We start from the raw sequence: 20,359 nt of genomic DNA on the forward strand, positions 1-20,359 counted from the left end.
TGAAGAGCAGCCGGGGAGGCGAAATCCCCCCAAGAATGGGACCAAGGTCCCGAGTTCTGGTGGAGGTCGATCAGTGGCGGACGAACGACCCGGCGATGAGCGCGCGAAGCTGATCCTGCCACAGTTGCGGCTGGACGACCTGCTGGCGGAGCTTCAGTCGCGGCTGGACGCCGCGCGCGGTACCAGGGACCGGGTGCACGCGTTGCTCGAGGCCGTCGTCTCGATCGGCGGGGAGCTCGACCTGGAGGTCGTCCTGCGCCGGATCACCGAAGCGGCCGCGACGCTCGTCGACGCCCGCTACGGCGCGCTCGGAGTGATCAGCGAGGAGGGCGAGCGGCTCGTTCAGTTCATCACGGTCGGGGTCGGTGAGGAGGAGATCGAGGCGATCGGGCACTGGCCGCACGGGCACGGCATCCTCGGCCTGCTGATCAAGGAACCGCGGCCGCTGCGGCTGCCGGAGATCGCCGAGCACCCGGAGTCGTACGGTTTCCCGGCGGACCATCCGCCCATGCACACCTTCCTCGGCGTGCCCGTCCGGGTGCGGGACGAGGTCTTCGGCAACCTCTACCTGACCGAGAAGGCCGGCGGCGGGAGCTTCGAAGAGGAGGATGAGATCGTCGTCACGGCACTCGCGACGGCGGCGGGCGTGGCGATCGAGAACGCCCGGTTGTACGAGGAGACGCGGCGCCGGGAGCGCTGGCTCGAGGCGCTGGCGGAGATCTCCACGGCGCTGCTGTCCGGCACCGACCCGCGCCGGGTGACGGACCTGGTGGCCCGGCGCGCGCGGGAGATCGCCGACGCGGATCTGGCGACGGTGGCACTGGCGGACACGGAGAAGCGGGAGTTCGTCGTCGAGGCCTCCGACGGGCGGCGCGCCGACGAATCGAAACACGCGCGGATGCCGATCGACCACGCCGTCGCCGGCCGGGTGTACACGAGCGGTTCACCGCTGCGGCTCGCCGACGGCCAGGAGGCCGTGCGGGACGCCGGGCTGCCCGCCGATCTGGCCGTCGGCCCGCTGCTGGTCGTCCCGCTGGGGCAGGGGGAGTCGGCACGCGGCGTGCTGTCGGTCGTCAACGAGCCGGGGGGCGCGGTGTTCAGCGAGTCGACGCAACGGCTGATGGAGGCGTTCGCCGTGCAGGCGGCGGTGGCGCTGGAACTGGCCGACCGGCGCCGCGACGTCGAACGCCTGGCCTTGCTGGAGGATCGCGACCGCATCGCCAAGGACCTGCACGACACCGTCATCCAGCGGCTGTTCGCCACGGCGATGACACTGATGAGCACCATCAAGCTCGCCGAGCGGCCCGACGTGACCACGAGGATCCAGCGATCGGTCGACGATCTGGACGACACCATCCGGCAGATCCGCTCCACCATCTTCGCGCTTCAGGCCTCCGCGGAGGAGGACGAGACCCTGCGCAGCAAGGTCCACCGCGTCGTCGAGGCCGCCAGCGAACGCCTCGGCTTCGCCCCCTCGACCAGGCTGGACGGGCTGCTGGACACCGCGGTCCCCGCCGAGCACGCCGATCACCTGCTCGCGGTGCTCCGCGAGGCGCTGTCCAACATGGCCCGCCACGCCCACGCCACCGAGGCCGTCGTGAACGTCCGGGTCGGCGACGGCCTGGTTCTCCAGGTGGAGGACGACGGCGTCGGGATCCCCGAAGGCGGCCGCCGCAGCGGCTTGCGCAACATGGACGAGCGCGCCCGGACCCTCGGTGGCACGTTCGACGCCGGGCCCCGTCCCGGCGGTGGCACCGTACTCCGCTGGGAAGTCCCCCTCGATCGAGGCTGACGGCTCGGGCCCTGTGGACCCTTCCCTCCCGGGCCCTTCGCCCCTACGCGCGCGCCCCCGGCGCGACGTGTGATGAAGGGGAGCCCGAACGATGGAGGGATTCTTGAGCCGGAGTTCCCATGTCCTGGTCGGCTACGACGGGACAAAGGAAAGTGCGGCCCTGATGCACGAGGGCGAGGGCGCGGACCTGATCGTGGTCGGGTCCCACGATCGGGACGAACTCCCGGTGGGGTCGACGGTGCTGCGGCTGCCGGCGCGTGCCCGCGCCCCCGTGCTCGTCGTCCGGAGGACGGGGACGGAGTACGGGGAGGTCGTGGTCGGCGCGGACGGCTCTCGAGGGGGTGACGCGGCGCTGGGCTTCGCGTTCGAGGAGGCGGCGCTGCGCGGCTGGGGCGTCCGGGCGGTCTACGGCTGCTGGGAGGCCGAGGCGGTCGGTGGCGACCTCGCGCTGCTGGGCGACGACCAGCGGCCCCGCAAGCTCGCAGGCACGCGCCTGGAAAGGGCCGTCGCGCCATGGCGGGTGAAATACCCCCACGTCGAGACGCGCACGTCACTGGTGCTGCGCCCCGCGCCAGGCGCTGTTCGAGGCGGCCGAGAGCGCGGACCTGCTCGTCGTGGGCGACCGGGGTGCCGGCGGGTTCGACCCGCTGCGTCTCGGAGCCGTCAGCGGCGCGGTCCTGCAGCACGTGCCCTGCACGGTCGCCGTCGTCCCGTCCGCCCCACGCGGCTGACGCCTCAGCGGCTCGGGACCGGCCGACCGCGAATGACCGTGGTCCGGGGGTTCCCGCGGACCACGGTCATCATCGCGTCGCCGCGTGAACGCGGACCGTCGGTCACCGTGTCCTGGAACAGGGTCGGAGGCCACCGCGGTCGTCGGTGACGGCGCGATGGCTCATCGCCGTGGTCCTTCACCTCCCGTCACGGTGCGGCGCCGTCCCTTGTCATGCGTCCCCCAGTACCGGTCCATGTGCTCCACACGGGCGCGCAGGCGGCTGCCCGCGAGACCGATGGCATCGGCCATGGTGAGACCTGCCGCGTAGGCGTTCACCGGCCGGCCGTTGAGATCCACCCGGACGGTGACCAGGCAGGGCCGCGGCACGGCCGGATCGCTGAGCACGCTGAGCGTGACCTTGGCGAACAGGACCGGGCGCGGGACGCGGGCCAGAACACGGGCGACGACATCGCGTGCGCGCTCCACGTCCTCCTGGGGCACGTCATTGGTCGTCATGAACTGGATGCGAAGTTCTTCTGGCGCTGTGGCGGGCAACTCAGCCTCCTAAAGGTATTTCCGGCATTGCCAGGATCGTTCTGTCGGCCTTTCCGAGGGGCCTAGGTCATCATCGCGATCGCCGTACGTCCTATGAACATCGAGAATGCGGCGGAATTGGTCGCCGACGTCGACTAATTCCGATCGAGATCGGTTTCGTGGGAGCAAGGCTTCGAGGACCGGGTGGTCATGCGGGCGTCCCGATCCCGTGGGCGGTGGCTCGGTGCTCGGCCATCCGGCGCCCGCCGTGCGTCGGTCCGTCGACTAGCCGACCTCGGCCTGGGGAGCGGGCGAGTGATCCGCGCATATCACGATCGGGCACCGGGCGTGCTCACGCACGACCGGGACGGTGTCGCCGCCGAGCGGATTGCCGTGCCCGGAGTTCGCCCGGGCGCCGACGACGAGCAGCTCGGCGTGACCGGCCGCATCGACGAGCGCCTCACCGGGTGTGCCGCGGACCACGCGCAGCCGGGTGTTCAGGTGCTGGGCGTTCGGGAGTGCACCGGCGGCCAGGCGACGGAGCCGCAACCACTCTCGCAGCGTTCGCAAGTGCCGCGGGGAACGGTCGTCCGCCGGCTCCAGCACACGCACCACGTCCAGGCGAGCGTGGCGGTCGATGGCCTCCCGCGCCGCCCGGCGCAGCGCGGCGAGGGAATTGGGAGAGCCGTCCACCCCGACGACTACGGAGCGGTGTTCGGGCACGATCCACATGCGTGACCTCCTTCGGTCACCACCACCATCGTGCCGAAACGCGCCGGAGTTCAGTGCCGAGAGTCATCGCCGCCCGGGACTTTGGACCTGGGCCGACCCCTCGGTCCGCGAGTTCCGGTGGACGAGCGCGGCGGTCGGTGGCCGCTCCATCTGATGTTCGAGCAGCGGGGGTTCGCCACCGGGCGGCCTGCGAACGGCGAGGGCTTCGGAGGCGCCTTCGATGCGCCAAAGGCCATAAGTCCTGTGAGCAGTGGGCCGAGGTCCTCTTCCGGAACGGCGAGCCGAGCGACAAGGTGATGATGAAACACTCATTGAACGATGCTGGAGAGAAGATATGGGCGTGAATTTCGAAACCGGAATCATCGTCGGCTATGACGGCTCGAGAAAGGCGGCCCGGGCCCTGGACTGGGCGGCCTGCGAGGCGCGCGCCAGGAACCTGCCGTTGACGGTGCTCCACGCGTGGGACGTCCCTTTCGGTGGACCGGTGCCGATGCCGATCGCGGACCTGAGAGCGATGGCAGAGGAGACCCTGGAAGAAGGCCTCCGGCACGTCAGGGAGGCGGCACCGGACGTGCCGGTGCAGGGCAGATCGGAACGCGGACAGGCCGCGTCCGAACTGATCGGCGCGGGCAGAGACGCCGCCCTCCTCGTGCTCGGGCCGCGAGGGCTCGGCGGCTTCGCCGGGCTGGTGCTCGGGTCGGTCGGCACTCAGGTCGCCGTGCACGCCCCGTGCCCGGTCGTGATCGTCCGAGGCGATCTGCGTCCCCCCGAAGACGAGGAAGCCGGGCGCGTCGTCGTCGGCGTGGACGGCTCGCCGGCGTCCCGAGCCGCACTGGCGATGGGTTTCACAGAGGCCGCCGTGCACGGTCTCTCCGTCCACGCGGTCGTCGCCTGGGAGTCGGCGCCGGTGAAGGGGCTGCCGCCGCTGGCGGACGAGGCCGGCATGCGGGAGGCGGCCGAGGGACGCCTCGCGCGGCTGCTGGGCCCGCTGCGACGGCTGCACCCCGATGTCGCCGTCCGGGCCGAGGTCGTTGCCGGGCCACCGCGCGACGTCCTGCTGGAAGCGTCGGCCACTGCTCGCGTGCTGGTCGTCGGTACACGAGGACTGGGGGGTTTCCGTTCCCTCCTGCTGGGGTCGGTCAGCCGCGCCCTGGTCGAGCACGCCACCTGCACCGTGGCGGTCGTCCCGGCATCCGCGCGGGATGTGGACGGTTAGCCGTGTTGTGCAGGCGGCCTTGGCGGGTCGGCTAGGTCGCGCCTTGGCTTCGGGTCCTTCACGCGGGGCACCGGATGGTCGTGCGGGACTTTGGTCCCGAGCGGACTGGACTTACAACCTCTGCGGCGGCCGGTGGGAGGCGGCCAGGATGGTCGTGAAGGGCCGGTGGGCCGCTCTTCGAAGGGTGTGCTCTCACGGTCCGCCCTGGTACGCGAGCCGAGGGGGAGGCGAGCCGATGGGGACGGGAAGGGGCCGGGGTGACCCGCTGCCGATCGTCGTGGGAGTGGACGGGTCCCGACCGTCCGATCGGGCCGTCGCGTGGGCGGCCGACCGGGCGGTTCGCATGGACCGTGCCTTGCGGCTGGTCTATGTGTCCGAGGTGTGGCCGTATGACATGCCCCTCCGGGCGGTGCCGCATGACTCCGATCCGGTCACGTGGACGGAGAACCAGGTGCTGGCGGAGGCCGAGCAGGTCGCGCTCGCCCGCAGGCCCGAGGTGAAGGCGGAGTGCAAGCTCGCCGTGGGCGGTACCGTGCGGGTCCTGTGCGAGGGCTCGGAGCACGCGTCGGAACTCGTTGTGGGGCACCGGGGGCTGGGCGGTTTCACCGGTCTGCTCGTGGGGTCGGTGAGCGCGGGTGTCGCGGCGTACGCGCAGTCGCCGGTCGTCGTCGTGCGGGGCGAGACCGGAGGACGGCGCGGCGAGGCGGCGGTCGGGACGAGCCTCGACGACGACGCGCCCGTGCTGGAGTACGCGTTCGAGGAGGCGGCCTCGCGCGGGCTGCGCGTCCGGATCGTCCATGCGGTCCCGATTCCGAGGGGGACGGACGAGGAGCACCTCGCCGCGGATCTCGAACGTTCGAAGGACCGGGCGCGCTCACGGATCGCGGAGGAGTGCGCGGGCCTGCGGCGGCGGTTCCCGGAAGTCGAGGTGGTGGAGGACGTCGTGCAGGACCGGCCCGCGGCCGCGCTGGTGGCCGCGTCGGGCAAGTCCGACCTGGTCGTCGTGGGCGCAGAGCGATCGCCGGAGACCCGTTTTCCTCGACGGCACGCGGTAAGGCATGCGCTTCTGCATCATGCCGGCTGTCCGGTCGCGCTCGTCCGCGCCCGGGGGTGACCGGACGCTTCCGGAGGGCGTCCCTCGGCGAGGGGCGTCTCCCAGGACCCGCCCGGCTCGACGACGATCTCCTCGGTGCCGTAGACGATCGTGATCGGGCGGGCGCCGCCGGGGCGGAGCGCGACGTGGAGGCGGTCGGGGCGGAGGGAGAGGTCGATGCCCCAGTGCCCTCGGTAGCGGAGGCCCACGTGGAGCCGGGTCAGCGCAGGGGGCAGCCGGGGGGAGAGTTGCAATGTCTCGCCGCGGGTGCTGATGCCCGCGAAGCAGCGCTGGACGAGGTCGACCGTGCCGGCCATCGCGCCCAGATGGACGCCTTCGGCGGTGGTGCCGTGCTGGGAGTCGCCGATGTCGCTGCGGAGGGCGTCCAGGAAGGCGCGCCAGCCGAGGTCGCCGTCGGTGCGGGCGAGGATCCAGGCGCGTACGAGCATGCTCAGGGTGGAGCCGTCGCAGGTTCGCGTCAGGTAGTAGTCGATCGTCCGTTCGGGGAGCCCGGGGTCGCGGTCGTAGCCGAGCTGGAGCAGGACGTCGTCGAACTCGTGCGGCGCGAGCAGGTAGAAGAGCATCAGGACGTCGGCCTGCTTGGACGCCTTGTAGCGGTTCGGGGTGTCGCCTTCGGCCTCGAGGATGCGGTCGAGCCGGCGGATGTCGCCGTAACGGGCGCGGTAGCGGTCCCAGTCGAGCTCGCCGAGGTTCCCGTAGCCCTCGAACTGGCTGATGACGCCGCCGTGGAAGGGGACGCGCAGCTTCGTGGCGACGTCTTCGAAGCGGGCGGTCTCGGTGTGGGTGAGGGCGAGCCCTTCGCGCAGCTCGGTGCGCCGGTTCTCGGGGAGGAGCGCCAGGGCGTCCAGCGCGCGGCGCAGGACCCAGGCCGCGAGGATGTTGGTGTAGGCGTTGTTGTCGACGCCCGGTTCGTCCCGGTCGGGGTAGCCGTCGTGGTACTCGTCCGGCCCCATGACGCCGCGGATGTCGTACCGGTCGCGGGACCGGTCGTAGGACGCGATGTCGGCGAAGAAGCGGGCCACTTCGAGCATCATCTCGGCGCCGTACTCGGCGAGGAACTCCAGGTCGCCCGTCGACTCGTAGAACCGCCAGGCGTTGTGCGCGACGGCCAGGCCCGCGTGCCGCTGCAGGTGCGAGTGGTCGGGCAGCCAGCGTCCCGAGCGGGGATTGAGGTGAAGGGTCTGGGTCTCCTCGCGGCCGTCCGCCGCGCTCTGCCAGGGGTAGAGGGCGCCCTTGTGCCCGGCTGCGGCGGCGTTGCGCCGAGCGGCGGGGAGGCGCCGCCACCGGTACAAGAGGAGTGCGCGGGCGATCTCGGGGAAGCGGGTGCTCAGGAACGGCAGGATGAACAGTTCGTCCCAGAAGACGTGACCGCGGTACGCCTCGCCGTGCAGGCCGCGGGCGGGCACGCCGACGTCGAGGTCCACGGTGTGCTCGGAGACGGTCTGCAGCAGGTGGAAGACGTGCAGGTTGAGGATGCGCTGCACTTCCGTGTCGTCCACGCTCAGCCGGCAGCGCCGCCACAGGCGCGCCCAGGCCTGCGTGTGGGCCTCCAGGAGCCCGTCGAATCCGGGGGCGAGCGTCACGTGCCCGCGCGCCGCCTCGCCGTGGTCCTCCAGGGCCCGGTCGCGGGACGTGAACACGGCCGCGACCTTCTCGATCGTGACGGGAACGCCCTCGCGGGCGTCGACGCGGACGGTCCGGACGACGCGGTCCCCCTCGACGCGGGTCGAGGACGTGCTCGGGCACGATACGCGTGTGCGGGCGGCGATCGCGATCCCGATCCTGGACGACCGGGTGGTGGCGGTGACGACGTCCGGGTCGGCCTCGTCGTGCGGGTGCGGCGGGTCGCAGACCAGATGATCGCCGCGCAGGCCGCGGTACCGCGCGACGCCCGCGTTCACGACCCGTCCGTCCACGGCGGACCGGACCTCCAGCGTGCCGGTCCAGTTTTCGGGGACGATCGTCGTTTCCAGGGCTGCCAGGTGCGGATCGGCCATGGAGACGATCCGGCGCTGCGCGACGCGGAACGTCCGGCCGCCGTCGCGCCAGCGGAAGAGACGGGTCAGGACGCCGCGGTGCAGATCGAGTTCCTGACGGTATTCGAGCAGGTCGCCGCGGTGCGCGGCCTCATCGATGTCGAACCGGTCGCCGCCGGCGGCGCGGAAGGTGAGGGGCAGCCAGTCGGGCAGGTTCACGAGGTCGGCGTTGTCGGCGCGGTGCCCGCCGATCTCGGTGGTGAGCCTGTCGTAGCAGCCCGCGGCATAGGTTCCGGGGTAGTGGACGCCGTCGGCCGCCGACTCCGGCGCGGCTCCCCGGGTGGCGAAGTAGCCGTTGCCGAGCGTGCACAGGGCCTCCCTGAGCCCCTCCTCTGCGGCGTCGAACCCTTCGTAGACGAGTGTCCAGCGATCGTCCATGCGGCCTCCCCGGACGCGCCTCGAGCTCATCGGCCGGTTCGCGGCCGGTCCCTTCGAGCCTTCCTCCGCGACGGCGGGGTTCACACCGCTCAACGGCCCGGAACGGCGGGACCTTCGGCCCATGCGAGCCCGCGCCGGAGCGCGCACACTTCGAGATGAACCGGCGATTCCGAGCGGGAGGGGCAGCGATGAACGACGCACCGGCGGGCGGGCGGCCCAACGTCCTGCTCGGCTACGACGGGTCCGAGGACAACGACGCCGCGCTGCGGTGGGCGGTCGACGAGGCCGCACTGCGCGGTTGCGACCTGGTGATGTGCTACGGCTGGTACTGGCCCTATCCGGAATCCCATGTCGATCCGCGTGTGGAGGGCACCGTCAGGCGCGTCGGAGAGAACATCCTCGGCGAGGGCGTCCGGCGGGCGCGTGCGCTGGGCGCCGACGGGCCCGTCCGGACGTGCCTGGTGCGCGGTTCGGCCGCCGCGGGGCTGCAGCGGGAATCGGAACGCGCGGAACTGATCGTCGTCGGCGCGCACGATCGGCGTCCGCTGCCGGTCTGGTCGACGGCGCTGCGCCTCCCGGCGCACGCCCGGCGGCCCGTGATCGTCGCCCGGCGGGCGCGGGCGCGCCCCGGGCGGATCGTGGTCGGTTTCGACGGGTCGCCGGGCGCCGAGCCGGCGCTCGGCTTCGCCTTCGCCGAGGCCGCCCTGCGGGGATGGCCGCTGCGGGTGGTGCACGCCTGCTGGGAGCCGGGCGCCGCGAGCGAGGCCGAGCTTCCGCTGTTCGGTGACGCCGAGCGCCTGGTACGGGCGCGGACGGGCGGGGTGGCGGGCGCCGTCGCCCCGTGGCGGTCGAGGCACCCCGGCGTCGAGGTGGAACTGGCCGTCCTGCCGGATCCGCCGCGCGAGGCCCTGCAGGCGGCGGTCGGCGAAGCGGACCTGCTCGTCGTCGGCGCCAGGGGCATGGGCCGTCTCGATCCGCGGGTGCTGGGCACGACGAGCGAAGCGATGATCAACCGGGCGCCCTGTACGGTCGCGATCGTTCCCGCGTGGCGGCCCGGTACCGGGGACGGTCTCACGGAAGGAGCCGAAGGGGCGGAGCGCCCGTCTCCCTCGGCCGGGAGGGGACGGGTCTCCGCCGGCTGATCGGGGCCGTCGCGCCGTTCCGCGACGGCGGGTCAGTCCGGGGGCATGCCGCCGTCCGGACGCCGAGGCGTCTGCCGGGGGAGGACGGGCTCCATCCGGTACATCGACGGCATCCCTCCGCTCGGCGGCGCGGCCTCCCGGTGGACGCCGGCGAGGGCGGCGACGAGGTCCCTGGCGGTGAGCAGCCCGACGAGCCCGCCCGCGTCGTTGGTGACGGCGACGTAGTCGGCACCGGCGTCGAGCATGGCCCGCGCCGCCTCCGGGATCGGGGCATCGGGCCGTACCGCGCGAGGCGGACGATCCGGCAGCAGTTCGGTGACCGGGCGCCGCGCGTGCAGGGGCCCGGACGCGCTCCACGTGGCCGCGACGGTCTGGGCGTCCAGGACCCCGAGGAACGCGCCTTCGTCGTCGGCGACCGGAAGGTGGTGCACGCCCGCCTTGGACATCAGCTCCCACGCCATGAGGGCGGACTCAGACGCGGCGATGACGAGCAGGTCCCGGGTCATGAGCTCGTCGACGGTCCGGGACTCGGTCGGTGCCTCGATGTTCACGGTCTCCACCTCTCCTACGTTTCGGCCGGTGGCCGGCCGGCGGCCGCGGCGCTTCCAGCGTCCATCGCGGGAGCCCGCGGCGGCGAGGGCCGAACGTCCCCGGGCCGGACGCCGTTCGCCCCCGGACGTCCCGCCCGGTACGGACCTTTGGCCCTGCTCACGGCGACAACCGGTTGATGAGCTGGAGGGGAGACCTGCGAAGGAGTGAGCATGCGAACCAGGATCACCACCCCGGTGCCGCGGGAGCGGCTCGCCGAGGACGCCCGCCGCGCGATCGGAGACGCGGTCTGGGCTCCGTCGGTCCACAACACCCAGCCCTGGCGCTTCGGCGTCCACGGGGCGCGGATCAGCGTGCGCGCGGACGCCGACCGACGGCTGGGCGTCGCCGACCCGGCCGGCCGGGAGATGCTGATCAGCTGCGGAGCGGCGCTGTACAACCTGCGGCTCGCACTGCGGGCCCTCGGGTACGACCCGGACGTCCGGCTGCTTCCCGACCCGGACCGGCCGCACCTGCTGGCCGACGTCCACATGAATCCGGGGCGGCCGCCGGACGGCGACATCGAGGATCTGCAGGGCCGGATCAGGCGGCGCCGCACGCACCGCGGTGGATTCGGGCCGGGCGCCGTCCCCGACTCCGTGGTCAGACGAATCGTGGTCGAGACGCAGACGGAGGGCGCCCGCCTGATACAGGCGGTGGACGCCCACGTCGAGGGCGCCCTGGCCGCGCTCACCGACGCCGCCGAGCACGTTCAGCGGCGCACGCCGTCCTACGCCTCGGAGATCTCCCGTTGGGCCCCGGCGCAGAGGACCCGGCGGAGGGACGGCGTCCAGGAGGGCGGCTATCCGCGGGAGGAGCCGCAGACCGAACCCCGTTTCGCCGCTCGGGACTTCGCGCGCGGGCGGGACCAGGGCGTGCGGAGCCCGGCGGAGGGGAGCGACCGGGACGCGGGCCTCGTCATGCTGCTGGTCACCGAGACCGACGACCCGGCGGACTGGATCCGCGCCGGCCAGTCGCTTCAGCGGCTCCTGTTGCGCGCCGACCAGTTCGGTCTGGCGGTGGCCTTCCACACGCAGGCGCTCGAGGTGCCCGAGCTGCGGGACTTCGTCCGCACCCGGTTCTGCGCCGGTCGCCACCCGCAGGCGCTGCTGCGGATAGGTGCGGTGAGCGACGACGCCCCGGAACTCGAAACCGTCCGGAGGCCGGTGGAAGAGGTCACCAACGAGGAATGGTGGTGAGCGAGTTCCTCGCCCCTGCCGTGTGAGCGGAACAGGGAGCGGCTATTCCGGCGTTCGCGCGCCGCCTCCGGATTCGAGGTGTGCGGCGAACGCCGCGGCCTGGGTGCGACGACTCATGCCAAGTTTCGTAAAAATTGAGGAAATGTAATTCTTGACGGTCTTCTCGGCCAAGGACATGCGTTCGCCGATCTGCCGGTTCGTCAGTCCCTCGCCGATGAGACGCAGAACGTGCCGCTCCTGCTCGGACAGGCCGTGCAACGGGTCCTTCTTCTCCCTGCGGCTGCGGATGCGCTCCAGCATCCGCGTGGTGCTGCGGGGGTCCAGGAGGGACCGGCCGGAAGCGACGGTCCGGACGGCGCCGACCAGATCGGAACCGTGGATCTGCTTGAGCACGTACCCCGCGGCCCCCGCCATCACGGCCTCGAACAGAGCCTCCTCGTCGTCGAAGGAGGTCAGCATCAGGCAGGCCAGGCCGGGCATCCGGGAGCGGAGCTCGCGGCAGACGGTCACGCCGTCCCCGTCGGGAAGGCGGACGTCCAGCACCGCGACGTCCGGCCGGGCGGCGGGGACACGGGTCAGGGCCTGCTCCATCGTGCCCGCCTCGCCGACGACCTCGATGTCCTCCTCGGCCGACAGCAGCGCCGACACGCCCCGCCGCACGACCTCGTGATCGTCGAGCAGGAAGACGCCGATCACCGCGCCCGGCTCCGCGTCACGGCTTTCGGTCGTTCCGTTCATGGCGTCGCTCCCTCGAGCATGTGCTCATAAAACGAAGCTACCCTTCGTTTGCTTTTCGGAGCGGTTCCATCAGCCCTCGTCGGGACCAAGGTCGCCGAAAGCCGCATCGCCAAGGACTTCCACGACACCGTGATCCAGCAGTTGTTCGCCACCGCGATGGGCCTGATGGCCACGCTCAAGAACGTCCAGAAGCCCGAGGTGGGCGCGCGGGTGCAGCGGGCGGTGGACGACCTGGACGCCACCATCCCGCAGAGTCGCTCGACGATTCACGTGCTGCCGACACCTGCCGATCATGGGACGCTCCGCAGCCGCCTGCACCCTGACCCGCGTCGCGTCCCCGGCGCGGCGGCGCCCGTCCGAGGGCCCGCCGCGACCGGACCTTCAGCCGACGTCCACCCAGCGGGCCCCGCCCGGCCGCAGCGGGATGCGGCGTCCGGTCACGTGGCGGGGGACGAGGCGTACCAGATAGACCTTGGGGGAGTGCGGCCACGGATGCGGGGAGAGGGCCGGTTCGAGATCGTCCGCCTCGAAGGTCAGCGGCCGCCCGGCGCGGACGGCCTCCAGCTCGCCTCCCTCGGCGGTGCCGAACACGATCGAGGCGCCGTCGGCCAGGTGGTTGACGGGCAGGACGGTGACGCGGCCGTCGTCGTCCGCCCACGCGAAGCGCCCGACCGGAACGTCGCCGAGCAAGGACATGCAGGCGGCCTCGTCCAGATGTCGAAGATCGTTCATGACCTTGTCCGGTTCGGAGGTCTTCACAGCCCGGCGCGGCGGCGGTTCGACGCCAGATTCCGGGCTATCTCGTCGGCCCAGCGCCGGACGTCGTCCCAGTCGCGGTAGTCGCCGTAGCGGAAACCGAGGGCCCTGAACATGAGGCGTCCCGAATGCGGCAGGTGCTCGGGGCGGATCACCCCGGAGAACAGCCGGTGCCCCTCGGGGGCGAGCAGCCGCAGCAGCGGCTCGGTGACGTCCTTCTCCTCCTTGGGGGCCAGGCGCCGCCACGGTTCGGGGAGCGCGGCCGGCATCCCGACGCTGAACAGCCACACCGGACGGCGGGCGAGCACCTCGCGATTCTGCGAGACGAACTCGGTGGCCGAGGGAAGCCAGGTCATCTCGTGGACGGCGCTGCCGAGCACGAACGCGTCGTGCCCGTGGACCTCATGCCGCCGGTCTCCGAGCTCGTCCATTGGACGGACTTCCGTTGGCTCCCCGTGCTCGGCCAGGACCTCACCGATCCGGCGGGCGATGCTCGCGGTTGAGCCGTGAAAGCTCGCGTAGGCGATCAGGACGGTCATGTCACACCCCCCTGTCGGTTCCAGCATCGCTCGGTCGGCGCCGGGCCGCGCAGAGGCGAAGGTCCCTGGTCACGCCCCGGATACGGGACGTTCGCCCCTGGGGAGTGGAGCGGCTCGGCTGATGGGGTGGAATCCGGTACCGCACGTGAAGGAGGGGGCATGCCGGAACGCATCGTGGTGGGGACGGACGGGTCCGGAGGCGCCGACCTGGCGGTGGACTGGGCGGCGGACGAGGCGGCCCGGCGCGGAAGGCCGCTGCACATCGTGCACGCCGTCGAAGTGTGGCCGTACGCGTTCGGCGCTCCGCTGTACGCGCCGCTGCACATCGACGACTCTGTCACCACGTCCGGCCGCAAGGCGGTGATGGACGCCGCGCGACGGGTCCTGGACGATCGGCCGGACCTGAAGGTCACGACGGCGGTCGTCGCCGACGCCGTCCCGGTCGTCCTGCGCCGGGAGGCCGAGGAGGCGTACGAGCTGGTACTGGGCAGCCGCGGGCTCGGCGGGTTCCGGGGGATGCTGCTGGGCTCCAACGGGCTGCGGCTGGCCGGGCACCTGCCGGTTCCGGTTGTGATCGTGCGCGGACCTGGCGACGGCGAGGAGATCGTCGTGGGGGTGGACCTGCTGCGGGGCATGGAGGCAACACTGGAGTACGCCTTCGACGCCGCCCTCCTGCACGGGGCGAGGCTGCGGGTCGTCCACGCCTGGCAGCTGCCTCCGTCGATGCAGCCCACCGTGACCGCCGCCGACCGCGCTCAGACGCGGGAGGAACTCGGCAAGTCCCTGGCCGGGATCGTCGCTCCCTGGCGTATCCGCCATCCCGGTGTCGAGGTGGTCGAGGAGCTGCCCTGCGAGCAGCCCGTGGCGGCGCTCGCGGACGCGGCCCGGAATGCGCGGCTGCTGGTGGTGGGCGCGCACCGGCACCGACGCCCGCTGCCGGCGCTGGGCGCGGTGGGGCACGGCGCCGTGCATCACGCCCCCTGCCCGATCACCGTGATCCCTTCCCCGTGATTCCTTCCCCGGTGATCCCTTCGCCGTGGGGAGGACGCGATGACGTCCCGGCAGACCGAACAGGACTCCGCCGACCGGGTCTTTGCCCTGCTCAGCGATGGCGGGCAGGTCGAGATCCGGCGGCTCGCGGAGTCCGACGCCGAAGCCGTGCGGATTCTGCCCGCGGGGCTGTCCGACGAGAGCCACTACCGGCGGTTCTTCGCTCTCGACCGGTCCATGGCGGGTCGGCTGGCCGAGCGGGTCTGCGCGTCGCGAGCCCCGGTGAGCTGCCCGAACGCCTCGCTCTGGCGGTCATCGCCGTCCCGGCGGCCGTCGTCGTCGACGCGGCCGAGCAGTGCGGCCGCCGGGGCGCCCGCGCGCTGGTCGTCGTCAGCTCGGGGTTGACGGCGGCGCAGGGCGCCGATCTGCTCGCCGTCTGCCGCGAGCACGGGATGGTGCTGGCCCGCGCCTGGTCGTACGCGCGGCGCAGGGACCGGGCGTCCGGCACGTCGCCGGACCTGCCCGGTGTCCGGCCGGACGACGCGCACGCGATCATCGACGGGTTCTTCGCCGTCCACGAGGATGGGGGATGGCTGGCGCCCGTGGAGACCTTCCGGCTCCTGGAGTCCTACGGGCTGCCGCTCGCGCGGCGGCGGTGGGCCGATGGTGAGGTCGCGGCGGCGCGGGCATGCGCCGAGCTGGCCTCGGTCGCGCTCAAGGCGGACGTGCCGGGCGTCCTGCACAAGAAGGCGGCCGGTGGCGTCCGGCTGGGCCTGCGCGGCGAGACCGCCGTCCGCGCCGCCTACCGGGAACTGGCCGGACACTTCGGTGCCCGCCTGCCGGGCGTGGTCGTGCAGGCGATGGCCGCCGACGGAGTCGAGATGCTGTGCGGCACGGTGCAGGAGGAGGTGTTCGGGCCGGTCGTCGTCTTCGGCGCCGGGGGCGTCGACGCCGACGCCCTCGCCGACCGCACGCACCGCGCACCTGGCCCCGCTGACCGACGTCGACGCCGGCGAGCTGGTCCGCGGCGTCCGGCTGTCGCCGCTGTTGCTGGGGCACCCCGGCCGGCCCGCCGGGGACGTCGCCGCGCTGAAGGACACGCTGCCGCGGCTGTCGCGGGACGTTCTGGCGATCATCGCCGTGTTCCCGGCCCATCGTCTGGGGCGGCGACGGTCTCCGCCGCAGGGTCCGCTGGTCCACCGCGCGCACGGCCGTGCCGATCGGCGCCGATGGCCACGCACCGTTCAGCGCGAGTCCGGGCCGTCGTCCGGGCCGTCCGCCGCGGCCACGGCGGCGCCCTGGCCCGCGAGCTGCATCAGCATGGACGTCATCAGCGCGTCGAGCCAGCCCAGCGCGCCCGCGCACGCCATGCGGGCCTCCACCACGCCGGCGTCCTCCTCAAGCGGAGGGATCATCCGGTGCACTTCCCGCGCCAGCGGCGCGGACACCGATCGGATGATCTCTTCGCGGAGCGTGCCGTACGTCCGGATCGCGCGGTGAACCGCCCGGGCGTCGGTGGCGTCGGCGTGCAACGCGCCGTTCAGGGCGGTGAGGGTCCGCCAGGTGCGCATGAGGCGGGACGGCGAAGTGACGGCACAGCCGCGGCGCGCCTCGCGGGCCTCACCGATCACGATGGTGAGTCCGCGGGCGGGAGCCCCGGCGGCCTCCGAGCGGTCGCGTGTCCGTTGCCTGGCGATCATGGCGAGCCCCCTCACCGTTTCCGGTCCGCGTCCGTCGTCCATCGGGACGCGCCTCCAGCCTTCCACCGCCGCGGTCCGGCGTCGCAGCGGCCGAACGGCCCTTCGAGCGGGGGCTTCGGTCCGGCAGGCACCGGGGCGGCTCGGGACCTCCGGCCCTATACGCCCGTTGCCCCGCCGCAGACCATGTAAGTGCGACCGACCGAGGGGGAGTCATGGATACCAAGAGATGGGACGTGGGCATATACATCAGCGAGGACGGTGCGGACACCGTCGCGCGCGCGATCTTGTTCACCGACGCAGAGCACAGAACGGTGGGGCAGGGGCGGGCGCGCCGCAACCCCGCCGATCCCGAAGTCCCGGAAATCGGCGACGAACTGGCCGCGAGCCGCGCCCTGGCGGACTTGGCGGGACGCCTGCGCGGCGCCGCCCAGGAGGACATCGACCATCTCACCTCTCCGGCGTAGAGGGCGGCGCGACCCGGACCGCGACGGCACGGGCGGAGAGGCCCGTGCCGTCGCGGGCACCGAGAACCCGGCAGTGAGGAGCGGACATGTGCGAACCGGTCGTGGTCGGCATCGACGGGTCGGAGTGCGCGAACAGGGCGCTGGACTGGGCGGCCGGTGAGGCGGCTCGGCGTGGACGGCCGCTCAAGCTCGTCCACGTTCTGGACCCGTGGCCTCAGCGCATACCGATGTTCTCGCCGCCCGAGGCGGTGGAGCGCATGGCGATCATCGGTCATCGCGTCCTGGACGCGGCGGTGGAACGCGTCCACCGGGGCCGCCCGGACCTCGAGACGGCGACGAGGCTCACGGCCGAGCACACGCCAGACGCCCTGCAGGAGGAGGCCGAACGCGCCTTCGAGCTCGTGCTCGGCAACCGAGGGTACGGCGGTTTCACCGGTCTGCTCCTCGGTTCCACCGGCCTGCGGATGGCCGCGCGCACGCCCGTGCCGCTGATCATCGTACGGGGAAACACGGCCGAACGCGGAGACGTGGTGGTGGGGATCGATATGGCGAAGGACGAGGAGGCCGCCCTGGACTACGCCTTCGACGCCGCGGCGATCCGCCGGTCCCGGCTGCGGGTCGTGCATGCGTGGACGCTGTTCCCGCCCTATGAGGGCGTCGCCTTCCCGAAGGAGGCGATCGAGGTGGAAGCCCGCAAGAGGGTCGCGGCCGCGATCGATGGACGGCGCGCCGCCCACCCGCGGGTCGACGTGGTGGAAGAGGTCGTCAACGACCACCCGGTGTCCGCGCTGAGCGACGCCTCGCGCACCGCTCGCCTGCTGGTGACGGGGGCCCGCCGGCACGGCCGGGCCTCGCCGCGACCGGGATCGATCGGTCACGGAGCCCTCCACCACGCGCACTGCCCGGTCGCGATCGTCCCCCGGTGACGCTCATCACGGGCGGGCGTCCGGTGGACGGGCGGGATCGGCCGGCGGGGCCGTGGCGGCTTCGTCCTGCAGGGCCGCGATCTCTTCGGTGATGTCGATGCCGACCGGGCACCAGACGATGCAGCGACCGCAGCCCACGCAGCCGGAGGAACCGAACTGGTCGTGCCAGGTGCCGACCTTGTGGGTCAGCCACTGGCGGTAACGGCTGCGGGCGGACGCGCGCACGTCCCCGCCGTGCAGGTGCGAGTAGTCGCGGTCGAAGCAGGAGTCCCACAACTGCCAGCGCTCGGCGTGATCGCCGGTGAGGTCGGTGGTGTCGGTCACGCGCGTGCAGAAGCAGGTGGGGCACACCATCGTGCAGTTGCCGCAGCTCAGGCAGCGTTCGGCGACGTCGTCCCAGCGCCGCGCGTCCAGGGTAGTGGCCATGAGGTCGTGCAGGGCAGCCGGCGGGGGCATCCGCCGGCCCATCCGGTCGGCCGCCGCCGCGACCTCGGTACGGGCCCGCTCGACGTCCTCGGGCCGCGCGGACGGCGGGCGCAGATCGTCCATGACGGTCCGGCCGGCCTCGGTTCCGATGTCCACCATGTACCGGGGCTCGCCAGCGTCGGCCAGTTCGGTGAGCGCGAGGTCGTACCCGGGCCCGGCCGACGGGCCGGTGCCCATGGAGGCGCAGAAGCAGGTTTCGCCGGGTTCGGTGCAGTTGACGGCGACGATGAAATTGTCACGGCGTCGGTTCGCGTAGGACGGGTCGATGTGGTCGCCGCCCATGAGGACGCGGTCCTGCATCGCGATGGCGCGCAGGTCGCACGGCCGTACGCCGAGGAACGCCAGGCGGGGCCGCTCGGGTTCGGGCTCCCGCACGGTGAAACCGCCGGAGGTCCGGTCGGCCTCCCAGAGCTTCACCCGGGAGCGGTGGAGGAAGGGTTTCCAGGACTGTGGTCCGGCCGCATGGGCGAAGGCGGCGCCGTCGTCCCGGCGGTGGATGCGGTAGCCGCCGGGGGAGAGCGTGACGCCCCACCCGTGCGGGAGGTCGCCGGGGGAGTCCAGTTCGGCCAGGACGATCGCCTCGTCGCGCACGGTCGGGCCGACGACGGTGTACCCGGCCCCCCGGAGCGCGTCGAACAGCGGGCCGATGCCGCTCAGTTCCCGCGCCGTCATGACGGCCGCTCCCCGGTGCGCGGCCGGGACGGTCCCGCCGCGGACGGTGCGGGTGCGATGAGCATCTGTTCCTCCACAGGTGGTCGGCGTGCGGGCAGCGCGGGCGAGGCGGCGATCCGGTCGGCGACGGCGTCGACGGCGGCGGCGACGCGCGGGGTGAGGTCCCGGCCGAAGCCGAAGTCGAGCCCCTCGATCGCCAGGACCCGCAGGCGTCCGGGCATGCGGTCGACGGCGAGCCCGAGCGCGACGGCGCCCCCGAGCCCGAGCGCGTGGTCGGTGACCGGGCGCGCGGGGAACCGCACCGAACCGGCGGCTCCGGCGTCGAGTGCCGCCCCGAACTCGTGGACCCGTCCGGGATCGGGCGGGTCGGAGCGCACCGCGTCGACGACGATGGCGAGGCCGGCGCCCGCCCACAGGTCGATGAGCCGTGCCGGCTCGCCGTCGGTCACCGCGAGCGTCGCTGCGACCCGCCCCCGCAGCGCCGTGACGGCCCGGCGCCGTCGCCCCGGCGGAAGTCATTGCCCACGCCGATGACGACGGTCATGACCGCTCCACGGTGAGGTCGAGGAAGTGGGTGGAGCAGGAGATGCATGGGTCGTAGTTGCGGATCGCCTGTTCACATCGGTGCGTCAGGTCGTGGTCGTCCAGGTGCAGGCGCGAGGCGACGAAGCGGCCGAGGTCGTTCTCGATGGCGGCCTGGTTCTGGGACGTCGGGGGGACGATCCGGGCGGAGGCGATCAGCCCGTCCGAGCCGAGGACGTAGCGGTGGTAGAGGAGGCCCCGCGGGGCCTCGGTGACGCCGTGCCCGGTGCCCGCACGGGGCTCGACCGGCACGGACGGCCGGGGCGGCGGCTCGTAGCCGTCGATGATCCGCAACGCCTCGTCCGCGGCGTGAACGATCTCGACGGCACGGACGAGGATGCTGCGGAACGGGTTGCGGCACACCGGGCCGATGCCCGCCCCGTCCGCCGCCTCCCGGGCGAGCGGGGAGAGCCGCTCGCGGTTGAGGGAGTAGCGGGCCAGAGGGCCGGCGAGGTACGTGCCGCCGTCGGCGAAGCGGCGGCACCCCGCGGGTCGACGCCGGCCGCGCCGATCAGCGCGGTGATCAGCCCGACGTGCCCCGTCCAGCCCGGCGCGGGCTGGTCCACGGTCGCCTCGACCTGCGCGCCGCGCCGCCGCCACGCGACCAGTTCGCCCGTGTAGGGCAGGTCCGCGGGGGTGCGGGCGCCGATCAGGACGGCGATGCGGCCGAACGCTCCGCGGTCCTCCAGCGCCCGCAGCACCGCGGGCCGCAGCGGCGCCAGGCCGATCCCGCCGGCGGCGAACACCAGATCGCGGCCGCGCGCCTTCTCCAGGCCCCAGCCGGAGCCGAACGGCCCGCGCAGCCCGAGGACCTGCCCGGGACGCGTCGCGCAGAGAGCGCGCGTGACGGGACCGACCGCCCGTACCGTCTGCTCCAGCACGCGGCCGGTCCGGCTGACCGAGATCGGGACCTCGCCGACGCCGAACGCGTACATCATCGTGAACTGGCCCGGCGCGGGTTCTGGAATCGGCGCCCCGGCGGGCTCGAGGACGAGCGTCACCGTGTCCGCGGTCTCGTCCCGGCGGTCGGCGACCCGGTACGGCACTGGTGTCATGGGGGAGC

Annotated in this window: 21 protein-coding genes and 4 pseudogenes; 13 read left to right on the forward strand and 12 right to left on the reverse strand. The window is 72.9% G+C overall.

Features of this window, described 5'->3' with window-relative positions; translation table 11 throughout:
• The first annotated feature begins 73 nt into the window (after positions 1–73).
• The 3 genes and pseudogenes from ACFQ11_RS02210 to ACFQ11_RS02220 all read left to right on the forward strand — a co-directional run bounded on the left by ACFQ11_RS02210 (position 74) and on the right by ACFQ11_RS02220 (position 2,523).
• Positions 74–1,792, forward strand: a complete 1,719-nt coding sequence (locus ACFQ11_RS02210; RefSeq protein ID WP_378296018.1) for a GAF domain-containing sensor histidine kinase — start codon at positions 74–76, stop codon at positions 1,790–1,792.
• Between the two features lie 163 nt (positions 1,793–1,955).
• Positions 1,956–2,018: pseudogene (locus ACFQ11_RS02215) on the forward strand (hypothetical protein); the annotation flags it as partial.
• Positions 2,019–2,406: 388 nt separating this feature from the next.
• Positions 2,407–2,523 (forward strand): universal stress protein, encoded by a 117-nt coding sequence (locus ACFQ11_RS02220; RefSeq protein WP_378296019.1) that lies wholly within the window; start codon positions 2,407–2,409, stop codon positions 2,521–2,523.
• A gap of 161 nt (positions 2,524–2,684) precedes the next feature.
• Here the strand turns inward: ACFQ11_RS02220 and ACFQ11_RS02225 are convergent, their stop codons facing one another.
• Together ACFQ11_RS02225 and ACFQ11_RS02230 are read right to left on the reverse strand one after the other, a co-directional pair.
• Positions 2,685–3,020, reverse strand: a complete 336-nt coding sequence (locus ACFQ11_RS02225; RefSeq protein ID WP_378296020.1) for a hypothetical protein — start codon at positions 3,018–3,020, stop codon at positions 2,685–2,687.
• Positions 3,021–3,323: 303 nt separating this feature from the next.
• Positions 3,324–3,770: a universal stress protein gene (locus tag ACFQ11_RS02230; protein ID WP_378296022.1), complete on the reverse strand. Its 447-nt coding sequence runs from the start codon at positions 3,768–3,770 to the stop codon at positions 3,324–3,326.
• A 334-nt stretch (positions 3,771–4,104) separates the two neighbouring features.
• Here ACFQ11_RS02230 and ACFQ11_RS02235 point away from each other — a divergent pair, with 334 nt between their 5' ends.
• Positions 4,105–4,986, forward strand: coding sequence for a universal stress protein (locus tag ACFQ11_RS02235; RefSeq protein WP_378296023.1), 882 nt, complete (start codon positions 4,105–4,107; stop codon positions 4,984–4,986).
• 235 nt (positions 4,987–5,221) lie between these two features.
• Complete coding sequence (locus ACFQ11_RS02240) at positions 5,222–6,100, forward strand: universal stress protein (protein ID WP_378296024.1); 879 nt, start codon at positions 5,222–5,224, stop codon at positions 6,098–6,100.
• Here ACFQ11_RS02240 and ACFQ11_RS02245 read toward each other — a convergent pair.
• Positions 6,058–8,514, reverse strand: coding sequence for a glycoside hydrolase family 65 protein (locus ACFQ11_RS02245; RefSeq protein WP_378296025.1), 2,457 nt, complete (start codon positions 8,512–8,514; stop codon positions 6,058–6,060). The two genes, ACFQ11_RS02240 and ACFQ11_RS02245, sit on opposite strands and share 43 nt — an antisense overlap.
• 188 nt (positions 8,515–8,702) lie before the next feature.
• On the opposite strand from ACFQ11_RS02245, the gene ACFQ11_RS02250 reads away from it, so the two are divergent.
• On the forward strand, positions 8,703–9,656 hold the full coding sequence (locus ACFQ11_RS02250) for a universal stress protein (protein ID WP_378296026.1): 954 nt from the start codon (positions 8,703–8,705) through the stop codon (positions 9,654–9,656).
• A 32-nt stretch (positions 9,657–9,688) separates the two neighbouring features.
• Here the strand turns inward: ACFQ11_RS02250 and ACFQ11_RS02255 are convergent, their stop codons facing one another.
• Positions 9,689–10,207, reverse strand: coding sequence for a CBS domain-containing protein (locus ACFQ11_RS02255; protein WP_378296027.1), 519 nt, complete (start codon positions 10,205–10,207; stop codon positions 9,689–9,691).
• 210 nt (positions 10,208–10,417) lie between these two features.
• Here ACFQ11_RS02255 and ACFQ11_RS02260 point away from each other — a divergent pair, with 210 nt between their 5' ends.
• Positions 10,418–11,443 (forward strand): Acg family FMN-binding oxidoreductase, encoded by a 1,026-nt coding sequence (locus ACFQ11_RS02260; RefSeq protein WP_378296028.1) that lies wholly within the window; start codon positions 10,418–10,420, stop codon positions 11,441–11,443.
• A gap of 42 nt (positions 11,444–11,485) precedes the next feature.
• Here the strand turns inward: ACFQ11_RS02260 and ACFQ11_RS02265 are convergent, their stop codons facing one another.
• Positions 11,486–12,181: a response regulator transcription factor gene (locus ACFQ11_RS02265; RefSeq protein ID WP_378296029.1), complete on the reverse strand. Its 696-nt coding sequence runs from the start codon at positions 12,179–12,181 to the stop codon at positions 11,486–11,488.
• 48 nt (positions 12,182–12,229) lie between these two features.
• On the opposite strand from ACFQ11_RS02265, the pseudogene ACFQ11_RS02270 reads away from it, so the two are divergent.
• A pseudogene (locus ACFQ11_RS02270) lies at positions 12,230–12,454 on the forward strand (histidine kinase dimerization/phosphoacceptor domain-containing protein); the annotation flags it as partial.
• Positions 12,455–12,562: 108 nt separating this feature from the next.
• Here ACFQ11_RS02270 and ACFQ11_RS02275 read toward each other — a convergent pair.
• Together ACFQ11_RS02275 and ACFQ11_RS02280 are read right to left on the reverse strand one after the other, a co-directional pair.
• Complete coding sequence (locus tag ACFQ11_RS02275) at positions 12,563–12,913, reverse strand: pyridoxamine 5'-phosphate oxidase family protein (protein ID WP_378296030.1); 351 nt, start codon at positions 12,911–12,913, stop codon at positions 12,563–12,565.
• Between the two features lie 23 nt (positions 12,914–12,936).
• A complete protein-coding gene (locus ACFQ11_RS02280; RefSeq protein ID WP_378296031.1) occupies positions 12,937–13,476 on the reverse strand; it encodes a flavodoxin domain-containing protein in 540 nt (179 codons plus the stop codon).
• A 159-nt stretch (positions 13,477–13,635) separates the two neighbouring features.
• Between ACFQ11_RS02280 and ACFQ11_RS02285 the strand changes: the two genes are divergently transcribed.
• The 3 genes and pseudogenes from ACFQ11_RS02285 to ACFQ11_RS02295 form a co-directional block, all read left to right on the forward strand.
• Positions 13,636–14,487: a universal stress protein gene (locus ACFQ11_RS02285; protein ID WP_378296032.1), complete on the forward strand. Its 852-nt coding sequence runs from the start codon at positions 13,636–13,638 to the stop codon at positions 14,485–14,487.
• A gap of 39 nt (positions 14,488–14,526) precedes the next feature.
• Positions 14,527–14,871, forward strand: a complete 345-nt coding sequence (locus tag ACFQ11_RS02290; protein WP_378296033.1) for a hypothetical protein — start codon at positions 14,527–14,529, stop codon at positions 14,869–14,871.
• Positions 14,872–14,918: 47 nt separating this feature from the next.
• A pseudogene (locus ACFQ11_RS02295) lies at positions 14,919–15,404 on the forward strand (acetate--CoA ligase family protein); the annotation flags it as partial.
• A gap of 306 nt (positions 15,405–15,710) precedes the next feature.
• Here the strand turns inward: ACFQ11_RS02295 and ACFQ11_RS02300 are convergent.
• A complete protein-coding gene (locus ACFQ11_RS02300; protein ID WP_378296176.1) occupies positions 15,711–16,166 on the reverse strand; it encodes a hypothetical protein in 456 nt (151 codons plus the stop codon).
• Positions 16,167–16,378: 212 nt separating this feature from the next.
• Here ACFQ11_RS02300 and ACFQ11_RS02305 point away from each other — a divergent pair, with 212 nt between their 5' ends.
• Positions 16,379–16,630 carry a DUF1876 domain-containing protein gene (locus ACFQ11_RS02305; protein WP_378296034.1) on the forward strand — a complete coding sequence of 84 codons (252 nt, stop codon included), beginning with the start codon at positions 16,379–16,381 and terminating at the stop codon, positions 16,628–16,630.
• A gap of 86 nt (positions 16,631–16,716) precedes the next feature.
• Positions 16,717–17,556 carry a universal stress protein gene (locus ACFQ11_RS02310; protein WP_378296035.1) on the forward strand — a complete coding sequence of 280 codons (840 nt, stop codon included), beginning with the start codon at positions 16,717–16,719 and terminating at the stop codon, positions 17,554–17,556.
• Positions 17,557–17,562: 6 nt separating this feature from the next.
• Here the strand turns inward: ACFQ11_RS02310 and ACFQ11_RS02315 are convergent, their stop codons facing one another.
• The 4 genes and pseudogenes from ACFQ11_RS02315 to ACFQ11_RS02330 form a co-directional block, all read right to left on the reverse strand.
• The gene (locus ACFQ11_RS02315) at positions 17,563–18,714 is read right to left on the reverse strand and encodes a 4Fe-4S dicluster domain-containing protein (RefSeq protein WP_378296036.1); all 1,152 of its coding nucleotides are present in this window, start codon (positions 18,712–18,714) and stop codon (positions 17,563–17,565) included.
• Entirely contained in the window at positions 18,711–19,163 is a 453-nt protein-coding gene (locus ACFQ11_RS02320) for a hydrogenase maturation protease (protein WP_378296037.1), read from the reverse strand. Before ACFQ11_RS02320 ends, ACFQ11_RS02315 begins: the two co-directional genes overlap by 4 nt.
• A 91-nt stretch (positions 19,164–19,254) precedes the next feature.
• A complete protein-coding gene (locus ACFQ11_RS02325) occupies positions 19,255–19,659 on the reverse strand; it encodes a nickel-dependent hydrogenase large subunit (RefSeq protein WP_378296038.1) in 405 nt (134 codons plus the stop codon).
• Between the two features lie 164 nt (positions 19,660–19,823).
• Positions 19,824–20,351 (reverse strand): annotated as a pseudogene (locus tag ACFQ11_RS02330) (ferredoxin reductase domain-containing protein); the annotation flags it as partial.
• Positions 20,352–20,359 lie beyond the last annotated feature (8 nt).

Source organism: Actinomadura sediminis (genome assembly GCF_042675525.1).
Lineage (GTDB): Bacteria > Actinomycetota > Actinomycetes > Streptosporangiales > Streptosporangiaceae > Spirillospora > Spirillospora sediminis.